Source organism: Mycobacterium sp. IEC1808, assembly GCF_002101935.1.
GTDB lineage: Bacteria > Actinomycetota > Actinomycetes > Mycobacteriales > Mycobacteriaceae > Mycobacterium.
The window spans coordinates 252,287-267,875 of sequence record NZ_LQPV01000006.1 but is presented as its reverse complement, the minus strand read 5'-3'; the positions used below and the strand labels follow the sequence as shown (position 1 = coordinate 267,875).

Genomic DNA, 15,589 nt, shown 5'->3' with positions numbered 1-15,589 from the left:
GCGTGTCGGCTGGAACGGTTTGGACCGGGCGTACCGTCGTGCTTGTGACTGATCCCCTCGTCTACACCGTCGGTGACTACCTACTGGACCGCCTCGCCGAACTCGGTGTCTCCGAGATCTTCGGCGTTCCCGGCGACTACAACCTGGAATTCCTGGACCACATCGTCGCCCATCCGACCATTCGGTGGGTGGGCAGCGCCAACGAGCTCAACGCCGGTTATGCGGCCGACGGATACGGACGGCTGCGTGGAATGTCGGCCGTGGTAACGACATTCGGGGTGGGTGAGCTCTCGGCCACCAACGCGATCGCCGGCAGCTACGCCGAGCACGTGCCCGTCGTACACATCGTCGGCGGTCCGTCCAAAGACGCCCAGGGCGCACGGCGCGCGCTGCACCATTCCCTCGGCGACGGCGACTTCGAGCACTTCTTTCGGATCAGCCGCGAAATCACCTGCGCCCAAGCGAATCTCATGCCGGCCACCGCGTGCCGAGAGATCGATCGGGTGCTCTCGGAGGTACGCGAGCAAAAACGGCCCGGGTACCTGCTGCTGTCCACCGACGTGGCCCGCTTCCCCACCGAACCGCCCGACGCGCCGCTGCCGCGCTACACCGGTGGCACCAGCCCCCGCGCCCTGGCGCTCTTCATCGACGCCGCGACCCGACTCATCGGCGATCATCAGCTGACCGTCCTCGCCGACCTGCTGGTACACCGGCTGCAAGCCGTCAAGGAGCTCGAGGCGTTGCTGGCGGCGGACGTGGTGCCGCACGCCACGTTGATGTGGGGAAAGAGCCTGCTCGACGAGAGCTCCCCGAATTTCCTTGGCATCTACGCCGGTTCGGCCAGCGCGGAAGGGGTGCGCGCGGCGATCGAGGACGCGCCGGTGCTGGTGACGGCCGGGGTGGTATTCACCGACATGGTCAGCGGCTTCTTCAGCCAGCGGATCGACCCGGCGCGGACCATCGACGTCGGGCAGTACCAAAGCAGTGTGGCCGGTGAGGTTTTCGCGCCCTTGGAGATGGGCGCCGCGCTGGAGGCGCTGGCCGACATCCTGGTCCGGCGCGGGATTACGTCACCCCCCGTGCAGGCCCCGCCGGCCGAGCCCCTGCCACCGCCCCCGCCGCGCGATCAACCACTCACCCAACAAATGGTTTGGGACCGGCTGTGTGTTGCGCTCACGCCGGGCAACGTGGTGCTGGCCGACCAGGGCACCTCGTTTTACGGAATGGCGGATCATCGGTTGCCGCACGGCGTCACCTTCATCGGCCAACCGCTTTGGGGTTCAATCGGTTACACGCTGCCCGCGGCGGTCGGGGCCGCGGTGGCGCATCCGGACCGCAGGACGGTGCTGCTGATCGGCGACGGTGCGGCGCAGCTGACCGTGCAGGAACTCGGCATCTTCTCCCGCGAGGGACTTTCCCCGGTCATCGTGGTCGTCAACAACGACGGCTACACCGTCGAACGGGCCATTCATGGAAAGACGGCCCCGTACAACGACATCGTGAGCTGGAGCTGGACCGACGTCCCGCGCGCGCTCGGCGTTTCCAACCACCTGGCGTTCCGCGCCCAGACCTACGGCGAACTCGACGACGCGTTCACCGCGGCGGCGCAGCATCAGGAACGCATGGTCTTCGTCGAGGTGGTCCTGCCGCGGCTGGAGATCCCGCGTCTGCTAGGCCAACTCGTCGGATCCATGTCGCCGGAGGGCAACGCGCGCCGCTCAAAAGCTTAGCGCGAGCGCCCCGTCCGGTCCGGGGTCGACGAGCGCAGCATCGCTTGCACGGTGCGCCGGCAGCGCCCGCAATCGGCGCCGGCCCCACACGCCTGGGCGACCTCCTTGGTCGTGGACGCCCCGGCGGCGACGCATTCGGCGACCGTATGGCTGGTGACGCCGTTGCACAGGCAGACGAACATCAGCCGCGCTCAGTCATCCTCGATGCGCATCGTGTCGTAAAGACGGCCGACGAACACCGGCGGGTGGGCGCCGACGCCCACGCCCGACATCCATTGCGCCGCGGCGTCGGGATGGTCGATCCACCGCTGGGCGGCGACCTCGTCGGGAAACTCCGACAGGATCAGCACCTCGTGGTCGTCGTCAAAAGCCTGGAATACCGACGTCTTTCGGACGCCGGCCCCGGCGAGCCCGTCCATGGCCGAGCGGAATCCCGCGGTCAGGGTCGCGACGTCTTCGACGGACGCGATCGCGCACACCACCACGCCGGGCGCGGCCGGTTTGGGCGACGGTTGCGGAACAAATCTGTCGATGATCTCGCCGGCAAAGACCGCGGGTATGTCCTCGACGCCGGCGGCGTCGAACCAGTCGAAGAAGACCCGCGAGCGCAGCAGCTCCACGATGGGCTCACGACTGTGCACCCCGATCATCACCAGGACGCGCCCGTGCTCGTGGGTGGACGTGTACACCAGCACGTGGTGGGCGCCGATGTCGGCGAGCGCCGCCTTGTTGCGCTCGAGCAGCGGCCAAACCCGGGTCGGGTCCGGGACGCGATAGTCCGATGCGATCACCATCGAGTGAATGTCACCGGTGCTCAACGTGGTTGTCCTAAACCGGGTTGAACGACGAGATGAGCCACTTCCCATTGGCTTTCGTCAGCGTGACCGTCACGCTGCTGTTGGTGAAAGTCGGCTCCGGCCTGTCCTTGCTCTGCGTGCTCTGGTTGACGAACAACAGCACGGTGGCCGAATCCGGGTGCAGGTCTGACACCGCGGCGCGCAGCACCACGGCGCTGGTCTTCACCGACTTCTGCTTGGCCGCGGGGGCGACGATCTGCTGGGTGAATTGGTCGTAGTAGGACAAAAAGTCGCCGGTCAGGTGTGACTTCGCGGAAGAGAAATCGCGGTCGAGGGTATCGGGCGAATACGACAGCACCGCCACCGTTCCGTCGCTGGCGGCCGAGATCGCCGACTTCGCGGCCGACGCGTCGGTCGCGCGGTCCGGCCGGTAGGAGAACCAGTACTGCCAGCCCAGCAGTGCCAGCGACGCGGCCACGAGCAAGGCCAGCACCGCCGGGACCACCTTGCCGGCCGACCGTTTCTTCGCCTGGGCGGCAAGGCGCTTCCAGCGGTTGGGCGCTTTACCGTGATCGTCGATGTCCTCGGCGGGCTGCGCCTGTTCTGCCGCCTCGGTCGCCTCTTCGGCCTCCGTAGTCTCCTCGACTTCCGCGGTGTCTTGGACCGACTTTTCGTCTGCGGTCACGGCACAAACTCGACTTTCGATATCTTGAGCTGGCCACCGTCGCGAGTGACCGTCACGATGAGCCGGTAGTTACGCGGATCCTGTTTGGCGCCGGCCGCATTGGTGACCTCGGAGGTCGAGGCCACCAGCACCACCGCCGAATCCTTCGTCATCGAGTCCAGCTCCACGGCCGCGGCCTGAACGCTGCCCTGTGACACCACCTTCGACTGCTCCACCACCTTGGTGAAATCGTCGGCCATCTTCAGGAAGTCGTCCTTGAAGGTGCCGGTGGAGTTCTCCAGGATGCGCTGCACGCCTTGCTTGGCGTTGTTGAAGTCCAGCGACGTCAACGTCACGACGCCCTGGCGCGCGGCGGCGACGAACTCGGCGGCGCGCTGTCGCTGCCGGACCGCGTCGCGGTGCTCCTTGATCATGTAGCCACTGCCTGCCAGCGCGACGAGGATCACGATGATCGTCACGGAAGCGGCGAGGGTGGACCACTTGGGGCGGCGAAGCCGTCGGGCCAGGCGGAGCCGGCGGCCGGCCGGCACCGGCGCCTCGGCCTCGTCGGCGTCGGCTTCGGCGACCGGCTCTTCGGTGTCGGCAGCTTCGGTGTCCGCAGCTTCGGCGTCTTCGGCGGCCTCGGTCTGGTCCGCTTTCACCTCGGGCGCCACGTCGGACACCTCGGGCTGGACGGATTCTGGCGCGTCCGGCGCCTCTTCTGCTGCGACGGCTTCTTCGGTGGCTGCTTGCTTGGTTTCGGAGAGCTTGGCCTCCGCGAGTTCGGCCTCGCGGCGCAACTGGATGGCACGAGCCCGGGCGCGCGCGGCGGCGGCAAGGGCTTCCGCTTCTTGAGCTTCCGCCTCGGCCTGTTCGGCCAGCGCCCGGATTTCGGCGGCAGTGCTTGGGGTCTTGTCCTCGTTCACCGGAACCGATTTCGTGTCAGCGGCATTCTGGCGGGCGCCGCCACTCACCGTTCACCAGCCCGAGAACGAGGCTGCTCGTGACTCAATGCCAAACTCCTCTACCGCTTGCCCGCGCTGGCCACGGCGTCCCAGCAGGGCGTCGTCGCCGTTGGGCCACCATACTCGGGATGCGCATTAGCGGCGAGCATCTGCGCCGATATTCTTCCGCCGCGAATGTCGCGACGACCAGGAGAGCCACGTTATCACCTTCGCCTGAGAGCCCCGCCCGCACCACAGCGGCGCCACTGTACAAACGCCTAACAAGCTGTGGAAATGGGGTTCTCTAATCGAGCATACGATGAGGCGGCCCGCCGCTAGCGCAGCAAGTCTTTGACCACCTTGCCGGTGGCATTGAGCGGCAGTGCCTCCAGAAACTGCACCGAACGCGGCACCTTGAAGCCCGCCATGCGTTCGCGGCACCAGTCGATCAATTCGTCGGCGCTGACGGTGGATTCGCCGTCTTTGCGGACCACGAACGCCTTGCCCACCTGGCCGAGCCGCTCGTCGGAAACGCCGATCACCGCCGCCTGCGCGACGGCCGGGTGGTTCAGCAGGAAGCCTTCGATCTCGGCGGGATATGCATTGAATCCGCCGACGATGAACATGTCCTTCTTGCGCCCGACGATCCGGAGGCGGCCCAAATCGGTGAAGTTGCCCAGGTCTCCGGTGTGCAGCCAGCCGTCGGCGTCGATCGCCTCCGCGGTGGCGACGGGATCGTCGAGGTAGCCCTGCATGACGCCGTAGCCGCGAACCAGCACCTCGCCGTCGTCGGCGATGCGTACCTCGACTCCCTCGCAGGGCACGCCGGCGGTCGTCGCCACGTCCTCGAAGGAATCGCCGGGCAGCGACAGCGTGACGTTGCCGGCCTCCGTGAGTCCGTAACCGGTCATCAGCGTCTGGAACGGCAATTCGTCGTGAATGCGACGGACCAGCTCGACGGGGATGTCCGCCGCACCGGTCACACCGGCCCGCAGCGTCGACAGCTTGGACTTGTCTTGAATCGTGAGCAGCGAGTGGTACAGCGTCGGCGGCCCGGGCAGCATCGTGATGCCTTCGCGCGCAATCAAATCCACCACCGTGTCGACGCCGAACAAGGCGACCGGCAGCATCGTCGCGCCGCGCAGGAAGGAGGTGACCAGTCCTGCCTTCAGTCCGAAGGTGTGGAAGTAGGGGTTGATCTGCAAGTAGCGGTCGCCTCGGCGCAGATCGGCGAGCGTGGCCCATTCCTCGTACATCCGCAGCGTCTGGCGATGATTCATCATCGCGCCCTTCGGGCGGCCGGTCGTGCCCGAGGTGAAAATGATGTCCGAGATGTCGTTGCCGCTGACCGCCCGCTCGAACGGGGCACCGCTGGATAAAAAGTCGGATTTCAGGTCGATGACGGGCGTCCCCGCCGGTGCGGTGTAGTCCTGGCCGAGAAATCCCTTCTGCACCAGGACGGCCTTGACTCGGCTGCGGGCGATGATGTCGCCGGCTTCTTCGGTCTTGAACCGGGTGTTGACCGGCACCAGCACGCCGCCCGCCGTCAGCAGCCCGAACGCCGCGATGATCCACTCCGCCGAGTTGGGTGCCCAGATCGCGACGCGGTCACCCTTGTTGACACCGAGGTTCGCGAACGCGCCTGCGGCGCAACGGATCCGGTCGACGACCTCGTTGAACGTCAAGCGCAGCGGACCGTCGACGACCGCCTCCGCGTCGCCGAAGCGGTCCGCCGCGCTCAAGACCATCTCGGGGATGGTCTGCCACTCAGGTTCGATTGGCCGGCTCCTCTTCATCGCGCTTCGCGCTCTGCATCGTCGCCGGCCGGCGACTAGGCGTCACACCGTGACGAGCCGACCGAGGTTGCCGCCCATGATCTTGGCCTGGTCGTCGACCGACAGGTGCGACAACGCGTTGACGTAGTACGTCGGCTCCGCCAGCCCCTCCGGGTGCGGCCAGTCCGAGCCATACAGCACCTGATCCACTCCGACGAGGTTGATCAGATCGTCGATGCCGTCCTCGAAGAACGGGCTCACGTGGATCCGGTTCTTCACCATCTCGACCGGATCGCTGGGGAACGCCTCCGGGGCCTTGCGGAAGACCTCGGCCAGGCCGTCCAGCAGCGGGGTCATCCACTTCGAACCGGCCTCGACGATCGCGACCTTCAGCTTCGGGTGGCGGTACAGCGCGCCGTGGATCACCCACGAGCCGACCGCGTCCTGGATCGGCCGCCACTCGTTGAGGATGCCCATCGCGTTGGTCTGGAACGGCAACATCTCCTGTTCGGCGCCGTCCCACTCGGAGGTGTAGCGGGAGTAGCCGCTGTCACTGGAGTGCATTCCGACCAGCACGTCGTGCGCGACGACTCGCTCCCAGAACGGGTCGAACTCGGGCAGCGCGAACGACCGCGGGCCACGAAAGCCGGGGACCGGGGCCGGGCGGATCAGGATGCAGCGGGCCCCGCGCTTGACGGCCCATTCCAGTTCCTCGATCGCCTTCTCGACGATTGGCAGGGTGATGACCGGGGTGGTGAAGATCCGGTTCTGGTAGTTGAAGCCCCAGACCTCGTCGAGCCACTCGTTCAGCGCGTGGATCAGAACGTGGATGGCGACCGGGTCGTCGCGCAGCCGCTCCTCGAGCAGGCTGGCCAGGGTCGGGAACATCAGGGTGCGGTCCAACCCCAGCTCGTTCATCTTCTCCAGGCGCGGGCCGGGCTCGAAGAACGCCGGGATCGCGCGCATCGGCTCGCCGAACAGCTCGCGCTTGCTCTTGCCGTCCGGGTTGCCGTACTTGAAGTACTCCTCCCAGGCGCCCGGCCGGGCGACGACCTCGAAGGTCGGGTTGGGAATGTAGTTGCTGATGTGGCCGCGGATGGCGATCTTGGTGCGCCCGTTGATCTGCACGTACTGGACGTAGTCCTTGTAGGCCTTGGGCAAGAACTTGGTCAGCGCCTCCGGCGGCTCGTAGAGATGGTTATCCGCGTCAAAGATCGGAAACGGGACGTCCTCCCGGTGTGACAACTGGCCCATGAGATCCTCCTTCGCAATTTGCGAGAATACTATTCTCTCGAGGCGCCCGTTCGCAACGTGCCCCTCTCGGGGCACTCTTTCCTGCGCGGTCAGCAGTTGGCGATGATCTTGAACGAGGCGGAAGCCGGTTCGTTCGGCTTGTCGGTCTTGAAGCCGTTGGCCGTGCCCGTAATCGTGAATTTCTCGCCACTCAAGCTCATGTCCGCGTTGCCGCCGTCGTCCTTCGAATACATGCCGGTGAAGCCACCCAGATTTTGGATGCGCACGGATTGGGCGGTGAGCGGCTCCGCTCGTTGATCGATGACGACCTTGGCCCCGGCGAAGTCGCCGCCGATGTCGATCGTGCGGTACCACTCCAACTGGTTGCACTTGACGACGTTGATCTTCGCGTCGTTTCCGTTGACGGTCACCGACGCGGTGCTGGAGAGCTGGGTTTGCGGCTTGGGGCTGCAGGCGCCGAGGCCGGCGACGGCGAGCGCGGCGGCGGCGACGACCACCATTCGGTTACCCACTGGGCCACCTCGATCCTGGGCGACGAGCTTCTGGACCTGCTGCGATGATGTTATTCTCCCCGAAAGAGAATGCCAATATCGGCTTTTCGGCTGTGCTTTTATTGGAGCGATAAACCATGGTGGACTTGGAGTTCGATGATGGGCTTGCGGTGCTCACCATCGATCGCCCCCACGCGCGCAACGCCATCGCGCCCGACACCATGGGGCAGCTGGAGAAGGCGATCGATGCCGCGGCCGGCGCACGAACCCTGGTCATCAAGGGCGCCGGCGACCGGGCGTTCGTCTCGGGCGGCGACCTCAAGGAGCTGAGCGCCCTGCGGACCCAAGAAGACGCCGCGGCGATGGCGAAACGGATGCGGTCCATCTGCGATCAGCTCGCCGCCTTCCCCGCCCCCGTCGTCGCCGTCCTGAACGGCCACGCCTTCGGGGGCGGCGCCGAAGTCGCGGTGGCGGCCGACATCCGGGTGGCCGCCGACGACATCAAGATCGCCTTCAATCAAGTGGCGTTGGAGATCATGCCGGCCTGGGGCGGCGCCGAACGGCTGGCCGCGATCGTCGGCAAGAGCAAGGCGTTGCTGTTGGCGGGCACCGGAACCGCCCTCGACGCCGCCGAAGCGGAGCGGATCGGCTTGGTGGACTTGGTGATTCCGCGCGCCTCCTTCGACGAGGGCTGGCGATCGATTGCCACGTCGCTGGCCCGCCACCCGGCGGCCGAGATAAAGCGGGTAATCAGCGGCGTTTCCGCGGACGAAGCGATAGCATCCTTTGCACGGCTGTGGGTTGCCGACGCCCACTGGCAGGCCGCAGAGCGGGTGATGAACCGCACCGCCAGTCCGCGCCCGGCAGCCGAAGGAGCGACATGATCAGCACCGCGAAGAAACTGTTGGGCGTCGGCTCGGCGATGTTGCTGGGGCTGACGGGTCCGTTGGTCAGCCCTGGACACGCACATGCCGACCCGGTCTGGCATCAGGTCGTGTACATCGTCTCGGCCAAGAGCCCGGCCTACGTCGACATCTTCTACCAGGATCAGGATCCCACGCTCTTCTCCGACTACAGCCACAACAACTACTCATTCACCCCGCAGGTGCACGCCGACGTCGCCCCGGGTAAGCCGTGGGTTCAGCCGGTGAACCTGTTGAACCCCGATCAGTGGGCGATGGTCACCGCCACCACCGGTCGTGAACCGCTGGCACAGGGCGGCATTCAGTGCGACCTGTCGGTGGACGGGAAGGTCGTGGTCTCCAACATCGGCCCCAAGGGCGCGCTCTGTTCGCTGCGGACCTGGTGAACCATCCAGCTTTGCGGCACGCCCTCAATGGGCCGCGGCTCGCCTTCCAGGCGACGTAGATAACTTTCGACCAGCTCTAGCGTTTCGGCGTGACCGCCGGAAATGCCGACCGCCTGCTCGAGCACCAAAAACCGCGACAGGCTGGTCATCAGGACCGTCCACACGACCGGCGGCACGTCCCCACCGTCCCACTTGCCATCCGCGCCGTAGCGCTGCAGCGCAGCGGCCACCGCCTGGCGCTGTTCCTCGCGGAAACGCTCGGCGTAGTAGGCGATTTCGGCTCGCATCTCCTTGCGGTGATTGGCCAGCGCCATGAATTCCATTGAGATGCGGGTGAAAGCGGGATCGGTGCCGAATCGCCACAGCGCCCACAACGGCTGAGGGCAGTCCAGGGCGCGAGCTTGCACCTGAAGACCCTCCTCGGCGCGGCGGCGGAAGACCTCGAGGAACAGCTCGTCCATGGTCCGGAAGTAGTAGTGCACCAGCTGTGGTTTCAGGCCCGCTTTGCTCGCCAGACGGCGCGACGTCACCGCGGCGTAGCCTTCTTCGATCATCAGCCGCTCGGCCGCGTCGAGCAGCAGGGCGCGATTCTTCGCGTCCGGCGCCCCGATCCTGCGGGCCGAAGTCATATCCCTGCTCCGTATTTCTGCGTTGGTGCCGACCCCACGGATCGTATCGCGGCCCCGCGTTGCGACCTTGACCCTGACAATACCGCCATGCTAAGCAGGTGCTCAGCACATTTTTGGCTTTCGGAATTGGGCGGCGGTGCCGCTTGCCGCCGAACCTCACCGGTAGACCAGCCCAGGGAGACGCAGTCCTATGACCACCTTCGACACGATCGACTTCTTCACCGATCAATCTCTGGTGCCCGATCCGCACCCCTACTTCGACTACCTGCGCAGCCAAAACCCGGTGCTGCGGCTGCCGCACCACGGGGTCGTCGCCGTCACCGGCTACGAGGAGGCCTGCGAGGTCTACAAGGATCCCGACACATTCTCGAACATCGTCGCGCTCGGCGGGCCGTTCCCGCCGCTGCCGTTCCAGCCCGAGGGTGACGACATCAGCCCCCAGATCGACGAGCACCGCAGTTACTTCCCGATGTTCGAGCACATGGTGACGATGGATCCACCGGAACACACCCGGGCGCGCTCGGTGCTGAGCAAGCTGCTGACGCCGAGCCGACTGAAGCAGAACGAGGAGTTCATGTGGCGCCTCGCCGACCGTCAGCTCGACGAGTTTCTGACCAACGGCGAGTGCGAGTTCATCAGCGAGTACTCAAAGCCGTTCGCCACGTTGGTGATTGCCGACCTGCTCGGCGTTCCCGAGGAGGACCATAAGGAGTTCCGCGTCGTGTTGGGCGCCGACCGTCCCGATGCGCGGGTGGGCGCCCTTGACCACGAGTCGGTCGGCATCAATCCGCTCGAGTGGCTCGACGACAAGTTCTGCGCCTACATCGAGGACCGGCGACGCGAGCCGCGCAACGACGTCCTGACTTCCCTGGCGACGGCGAAGTACCCCGACGGGTCAACACCCGAGGTCATCGAGGTAGTGCGTTCCGCCACATTCCTTTTCGCCGCCGGGCAGGAAACCACGGCCAAGCTGCTCAGCGCCGCGCTGCAGGTGATCGGCGAGCGGCCCGACATCCAGCAGCAGCTGCGCGACGACCGCAGCCTGATCCCCGGGTTCATCGAGGAATCGCTGCGGATGGACAGCCCTGTCAAGAGCGACTCGCGGCTGGCCCGCAGGGCCACCACGGTCGGCGGCGTCGACATCCCCGCCGGCACCGTCGTCATGGTGTTGCCGGGCGCGGCCAACCGCGACCCGCGCCGGTTCGACAATCCACACGAGTTCGATCTGCGCCGCAAGAATGTCCGCGAGCACATGGCGTTCGCGCGCGGCGTGCACTCGTGTCCGGGCGGGCCGCTCGCCCGGGTGGAGGGCCGAGTCTCCATCGAGCGCATCCTGGACCGGATGAGCGACATCAAGATCAACGAGACCAGGCACGGCCCCGCCGACGATCGCCGCTACACCTATGAGCCGACGTATATCCTGCGCGGGCTCAGCGAACTGCACCTCACCTTCACCCCGAACGGGTAAGGGCGGTCCCGGCCCCACCGCCGAGCAGTCGCAAAAGCCCCCATATCGCAACATAATTGGGGGCTTTTGCGACTGCTCGCCAACCGGGACGTCAGGGTTGCGACGCGGTTTCGATCTGCTCGAAGATCCCGGAGAACTCGAACGGGGTTTGCGCAATTCCGCTGCCGTCGACGGCGTCCACCGCGCCCAACGTGCCCGTGAGGTCGCGGGGCAGTTCCCACATCGACAGCTCGCCGATGTCGTGCTGCTCGGCAAAGGTGGTCAGCTGTTGCGCGTCGGCGAGGCCGAAGATTTCGCTGGGGTCGTCGTTGATTCCGATCAACGGCGTTACCCCGAGCATGTGCCAGGTCTGCTGGCTGGTCAGCGAGGGGTAGAGCGTCATCAACTGGGAATGGGTGGCCGTCGCGGCATCGATCGCGTACGCGCCCATGCCGGGGTTGCCGGTCTGGTCGAAACCGTTGCCGTAGTCCATGGCCATGATGTTCACGCGGGAGACGTTCACGCCATTGGTCGCCGCAATCTGCAGGACGTTCAGCCCGCCGCCCTGCCCCTCGACCAGGCCCGTCGGCAGCACTGGAAGCGTGTACGAGACGGTCACGGGCGTGCCATTGGCCGCCTCCTGCTGCTGCAGGATGGCGATGGCCTTCGATTGGGTGTTCATCGCTTGAGTGTTGCCCTGTAACGCACCTTCGACGTCGAAGTCGAAGTTGTAGATCTTGTAGGTGTTCACAATCGACGCGTACTGCTGCGCCAGCGCGGTCGGGGTCTGGCCGTTGACGGCTGAGAGATCGGTGCCGAACGCGCCGCCGAACGAGATGGTCCCGTTGATGCCGGCCGCTTTCATGTTGGCGATTTGGTTATCGATGAAAGCGCTTTGGGTGCCGCCCGTTACGTCGTACGCCGAGTAGCCACCCCAGGAGGGGTTGCCGTTCGGGTCGGCGTTGATGAAGGCAAGCGTGGCGTTTTTGACTCCGTTGTAGGCGGCCGTCGCAAAGTCGTATCCGTTGGGGCCGGGCCAGAGCGTGATGTCGACGTAGGGCGAGTAGATGCCCGACCCAGTGCCGCCGGTGCCGGGACCGCCGGTGCCGCTGCCGCGGCTGGTCCCGTCGTGGCCCTTGCCGCCGTTGGTGCCCGGATGGCCGGACATCGCCGAACCTTGACCGCCCGCGCCGCCCGCGCCGCCCGCGCCGCCCACCCCGCCGACGGCACCGTCACCGCCGTCGCCGCCGTTACCGCCGGCACCGCCATCGCCGGCAAGCAGGCCTCCGTGGCCGCCCGCGCCGCCCGTTCCCCCGTTGCCGCCGTTCACACCTGGCGAGCCGGCGGCACCGGCCGTGCCCGGGCCGCCTGCGCCGCCCCGGCCGCCGTTGCCGAACAGGCCGGCGTCACCGCCTCGGCCGCCGGGTTTTCCCGCGGCGCCGGACCCGCCGTTGCCGCCGTTGCCGGCCAGCAGCCCGCCGGGGCCGCCGGGCTGCCCGGTTCCCGGCGCCCCGTCGGCCCCGTTGCCGATCAGCGGGCGGCCCAGCATCGCGTTGGTGGGCGCGTTGATCAGACCCAGCACGTCCGCCTCCAGGGCCTGCAAGGGCGAGGCGTTGGCAGCCTCCGCAGCGACGTAGGCATTCCCCGCGGTGTTCAACGCCTGCACGAACCGCTGGTTGAAGGCCGCCGCCCGGGCGTTCACCGACTGATAGGCCCGGGCATAGCCGGAGAACAGCGACGCGATCGCGGCCGACACCTCATCGCCGGCGGCAGGAAGCACCGCGGTGGTTCCGGCGGCGGCGAGCGCATGGGCCGCGGTCAGTGTCGAACCGATTCCCGCCAGCTCCGTGGCCGCCGCGGCAACCGTCGCCGGTGCGGCGAGGAGATACGTCATGGCCACCCGATCGTCGGTGTACTCGAGATCTGGCCGATGCTATTGAGCGTGGCGGAAACGCCAAAGGCGCCGCCAGACAACCGTTATCCAACCGTTATGCAAGGCGTATATCTGCATGACACTAGGCGCGTTCGCGTCAAGCGTATGGACAATGGCGTCCGAATTCTCAGGGGAGCGTCCGGCCGATGAAATAGCAGCCGAGCAGTGCGACGGCCATGAGCACTACCCAGGCGTCCGTGAGTCGGCACAGGAGGGCTGGGGCCTGACGAACCTCCATGAACTCCCGAAAAATGATGCGCACCTTGACGAGTGCGATCACGATGACGGCCGACGTGACCACGGCGCTGGCCCTCAGCGTTCCGTCGAGCGATCGATCGATCCATAGGTAGGCGAGCGTCAACGACGCCAGCACGAGCCAGACGATCAAAAGCCTGATGTTGAATTTGATGTCGATCACCTCACCACGTACAGCAACGCGAAGATGAGCACCCACAGGAAGTCGACGGTGTGCCAGTACGTGGCGCACGTTTCGACGATTTCCTGGGATCGCCTCGCCGTACTCCGAAGTTGGTAGACGATGACGCCGAGCACGACGAAGCCGATCAGCAGGTGCACGAAGTGGATTCCGGTGAGGAAGAAGTAGTAGGTGAAGAAGTCGTTGCTGTCCAACCCATTTCCCATGCGGACCAACCGGGCCCACTCGAATACCTTGAGAGACAGGAACACTGCGGCAAATGCGGCAGTGATGAAGGCGTCCCGCAACGCCGCCCGGTAGGCCCCGGCGCGGGACGACTGGACGCACCGCGCCACCGACCATGAGCTCAGCAGCAGGACCAGCGTGTTGAACACCCCGATACGCAGGTCCAGCTGCGCCTGGGAGTGCAGAAAGAGCTCGGGGCTTCGGGCGCGGTAGAACAGGTAGAAGCCGAAATAGCCTGTAAAAACCAAGGTCTCGAACAAAACGAACGCCCACATGTCGGGCTGGCCGGGCACGAACCTGACGCGCTTGTCTGTCGGCGCGGTCATTGCGACGCCTTCGCGCGGTCTGGCAAGGGGCCGTCGCCGAAGTCCTCGCGCTGGATCATCCGAAACAGCATGACGATGAAAGTGACTTGGTAGATACCGAACACCACCATGTCCAGCCACCAGGCGATCTGGCCGTTCCACGCCAGCACGCCGCGCCGAAAGATCCAGCACGGCGCCACGACGACCTCGGTCAGCGCGTTGCACAGGTTGAGATAGCCGAACCACTTTGGGAAAATCCGATTCTTATCGAGCAGAATCGCGAGCATCCAGATCAGCGAGCCGATCAGGAAGACCCCCATGGTTCCGTCAAAGGACAGGAAGGCGAAGTCGTAGAGCCAACCGATCGCTTCGGGGTTTCGCTGCGGTCGCAGCGTCCCGACGATCAGCGCGATGTTGAGCAGCAGCATCCCCGGAACCGCACTGAACGTGTAGATGAGCAGATACGAGTACGCGAACGCACGGCTCACCGACATTCGTCGCATCGAATAGGCGATCAGGGCGTTGTTGGTCGCGATCAGGCCGCTGATGGCGAAGATGACGCCGAATCCAATGGGTATCCCGAGGTGGCGTTCACCGAACCAGTGCACCTGGGTAGCGAGATCCCAGGTGGGCTGCGGCGGCGGCTGGACCTGCGCGACGATGAAGAACATCGGGAAGAAGACATTGTAGAAGACGACAAGCGCTCCCCACGCCAGCCAAAGCTCGCGTTTGGGGCCGCGCCGCAAGTGCCAGGCGATCCGGTGGTGCAGCGGCCCCGAGGGTGGCGTGGCTTCAGAAACCGCCTGTGCCGCTGGGGCACTCATGCGCTGACCAGTTCGTCGCCGCCCTGACGGTTCTCGGCGCGCTCCCGGTAGATGGCTTGGCCGAGAACCACGCCCATCACGATGATCCACACGGCGATGGCAACGTTTTTCACCCAGAACGTCAGGAAGCCGTCCCACGCGAGCGGTCCGGTCAACGACACACCGACGAAGGCGGCGGGCACCAGGGCAGCCGCCACCAGAAGGTTGAAGTGAGCCACCCAGCGGCTGAATATCGGCTGCGGCTGGTCATCGAAATAGATTGCCACGGCCAGGATTACGCTTTGCCCGATCAGGAAAGGGACCACGATGGTGAACGTGATCCAGCCGAAGTCGTTGAGCAGCTGGGTCAGCTCCGGGCTTCTCTCGGGACGGAAGGCGGCCAGCAGCCAGCAGACGTTGGCGACGAGAAACAGCGTTGGCCCGCCGGCCACGCAACCCAACATCGCGTAGGAGAAGATCGGCGTCCGATGCGCCATTCTGCGGATCTGCAGCACGATCAAAGTCAGGACCGGGACGAGGCAGACCCCGAACCAGTTGAACACGATCATGCTGTAGCGGATCTGCGGCAGGTGCGCGGGATCGCGATAGAACGCGGCCACCTGCTCGGCCGACATGCTGGGTGACATCGGCGGATTGAACCCCGGAAACAGGAAAAAGCACGCGATCCAGATGATCACCGTAACCGGCAACGTCCACAGCAGGATCAGCTCGCCGTCGGTGCGCCGCAACGCCGTTCGCGACGAGTGGCGGCCCGCTGCGTCGTTGTCGCCGACGTCGGACATCGCCTGGCTCCTTCGCTGTGACGGCATGCATCAATACCCCGTTA

At 65.8% G+C, this 15,589-nt stretch carries 17 protein-coding genes; 4 read left to right on the top strand and 13 right to left on the bottom strand.

Going from position 1 to position 15,589, the window contains the following annotated elements; genetic code table 11:
* Positions 1-44: 44 nt before the first annotated feature.
* Positions 45-1,730: an alpha-keto acid decarboxylase family protein gene (locus AWB92_RS04805; RefSeq protein ID WP_085184282.1), complete on the top strand. Its 1,686-nt coding sequence runs from the start codon at positions 45-47 to the stop codon at positions 1,728-1,730.
* Here the strand turns inward: AWB92_RS04805 and AWB92_RS04800 are convergent.
* The 7 genes from AWB92_RS04800 to AWB92_RS04770 all read right to left on the bottom strand — a co-directional run bounded on the left by AWB92_RS04800 (position 1,727) and on the right by AWB92_RS04770 (position 7,676).
* Positions 1,727-1,912 carry a (2Fe-2S)-binding protein gene (locus AWB92_RS04800; protein ID WP_068186955.1) on the bottom strand — a complete coding sequence of 62 codons (186 nt, stop codon included), beginning with the start codon at positions 1,910-1,912 and terminating at the stop codon, positions 1,727-1,729. The genes AWB92_RS04805 and AWB92_RS04800 overlap by 4 nt on opposite strands.
* Positions 1,913-1,921: 9 nt before the next feature.
* Entirely contained in the window at positions 1,922-2,548 is a 627-nt protein-coding gene (locus AWB92_RS04795; protein WP_085184281.1) for a fatty-acid--CoA ligase, read from the bottom strand.
* Between the two features lie 10 nt (positions 2,549-2,558).
* Positions 2,559-3,107, bottom strand: a complete 549-nt coding sequence (locus AWB92_RS04790; protein WP_085184364.1) for a twin-arginine translocation pathway signal — start codon at positions 3,105-3,107, stop codon at positions 2,559-2,561.
* A 101-nt stretch (positions 3,108-3,208) separates the two neighbouring features.
* Positions 3,209-4,117, bottom strand: a complete 909-nt coding sequence (locus AWB92_RS04785) for a hypothetical protein (RefSeq protein ID WP_241523361.1) — start codon at positions 4,115-4,117, stop codon at positions 3,209-3,211.
* Positions 4,118-4,470: 353 nt separating this feature from the next.
* Positions 4,471-5,931 (bottom strand): FadD3 family acyl-CoA ligase, encoded by a 1,461-nt coding sequence (locus AWB92_RS04780; RefSeq protein WP_085184279.1) that lies wholly within the window; start codon positions 5,929-5,931, stop codon positions 4,471-4,473.
* A 42-nt stretch (positions 5,932-5,973) separates the two neighbouring features.
* A complete protein-coding gene (locus AWB92_RS04775; RefSeq protein ID WP_085184278.1) occupies positions 5,974-7,164 on the bottom strand; it encodes an amidohydrolase family protein in 1,191 nt (396 codons plus the stop codon).
* A gap of 89 nt (positions 7,165-7,253) precedes the next feature.
* A complete protein-coding gene (locus tag AWB92_RS04770) occupies positions 7,254-7,676 on the bottom strand; it encodes a lipoprotein LpqH (RefSeq protein ID WP_085184277.1) in 423 nt (140 codons plus the stop codon).
* 116 nt (positions 7,677-7,792) lie between these two features.
* Between AWB92_RS04770 and AWB92_RS04765 the strand changes: the two genes are divergently transcribed.
* Both AWB92_RS04765 and AWB92_RS04760 read left to right on the top strand, forming a co-directional pair.
* Positions 7,793-8,539 (top strand): enoyl-CoA hydratase/isomerase family protein, encoded by a 747-nt coding sequence (locus AWB92_RS04765; RefSeq protein ID WP_085184276.1) that lies wholly within the window; start codon positions 7,793-7,795, stop codon positions 8,537-8,539.
* Positions 8,540-8,577: 38 nt separating this feature from the next.
* Positions 8,578-8,964, top strand: a complete 387-nt coding sequence (locus tag AWB92_RS04760; protein WP_173817353.1) for a hypothetical protein — start codon at positions 8,578-8,580, stop codon at positions 8,962-8,964.
* On the opposite strand, the gene AWB92_RS04755 is transcribed toward AWB92_RS04760, so the two are convergent.
* Entirely contained in the window at positions 8,880-9,593 is a 714-nt protein-coding gene (locus tag AWB92_RS04755; RefSeq protein WP_085184274.1) for a TetR/AcrR family transcriptional regulator, read from the bottom strand. The genes AWB92_RS04760 and AWB92_RS04755 overlap by 85 nt on opposite strands.
* A gap of 190 nt (positions 9,594-9,783) precedes the next feature.
* On the opposite strand from AWB92_RS04755, the gene AWB92_RS04750 reads away from it, so the two are divergent.
* Complete coding sequence (locus AWB92_RS04750) at positions 9,784-11,061, top strand: cytochrome P450 (protein WP_085184273.1); 1,278 nt, start codon at positions 9,784-9,786, stop codon at positions 11,059-11,061.
* A gap of 91 nt (positions 11,062-11,152) precedes the next feature.
* Here AWB92_RS04750 and AWB92_RS30990 read toward each other — a convergent pair whose 3' ends face one another.
* The 5 genes from AWB92_RS30990 to AWB92_RS04725 all read right to left on the bottom strand — a co-directional run bounded on the left by AWB92_RS30990 (position 11,153) and on the right by AWB92_RS04725 (position 15,545).
* Entirely contained in the window at positions 11,153-12,934 is a 1,782-nt protein-coding gene (locus tag AWB92_RS30990) for a PE domain-containing protein (RefSeq protein ID WP_085184272.1), read from the bottom strand.
* A gap of 166 nt (positions 12,935-13,100) precedes the next feature.
* Entirely contained in the window at positions 13,101-13,388 is a 288-nt protein-coding gene (locus AWB92_RS04740; RefSeq protein WP_142281943.1) for a cytochrome C oxidase subunit IV family protein, read from the bottom strand.
* Positions 13,388-13,960 carry a cytochrome c oxidase subunit 3 family protein gene (locus AWB92_RS04735; RefSeq protein ID WP_085184270.1) on the bottom strand — a complete coding sequence of 191 codons (573 nt, stop codon included), beginning with the start codon at positions 13,958-13,960 and terminating at the stop codon, positions 13,388-13,390. Before AWB92_RS04735 ends, AWB92_RS04740 begins: the two co-directional genes overlap by 1 nt.
* Complete coding sequence (locus AWB92_RS04730; protein WP_085184269.1) at positions 13,957-14,763, bottom strand: hypothetical protein; 807 nt, start codon at positions 14,761-14,763, stop codon at positions 13,957-13,959. The genes AWB92_RS04735 and AWB92_RS04730 overlap by 4 nt, the downstream gene beginning before the upstream one ends.
* Positions 14,760-15,545: a hypothetical protein gene (locus AWB92_RS04725; protein ID WP_085184268.1), complete on the bottom strand. Its 786-nt coding sequence runs from the start codon at positions 15,543-15,545 to the stop codon at positions 14,760-14,762. Before AWB92_RS04725 ends, AWB92_RS04730 begins: the two co-directional genes overlap by 4 nt.
* Positions 15,546-15,589: the final 44 nt, after the last annotated feature.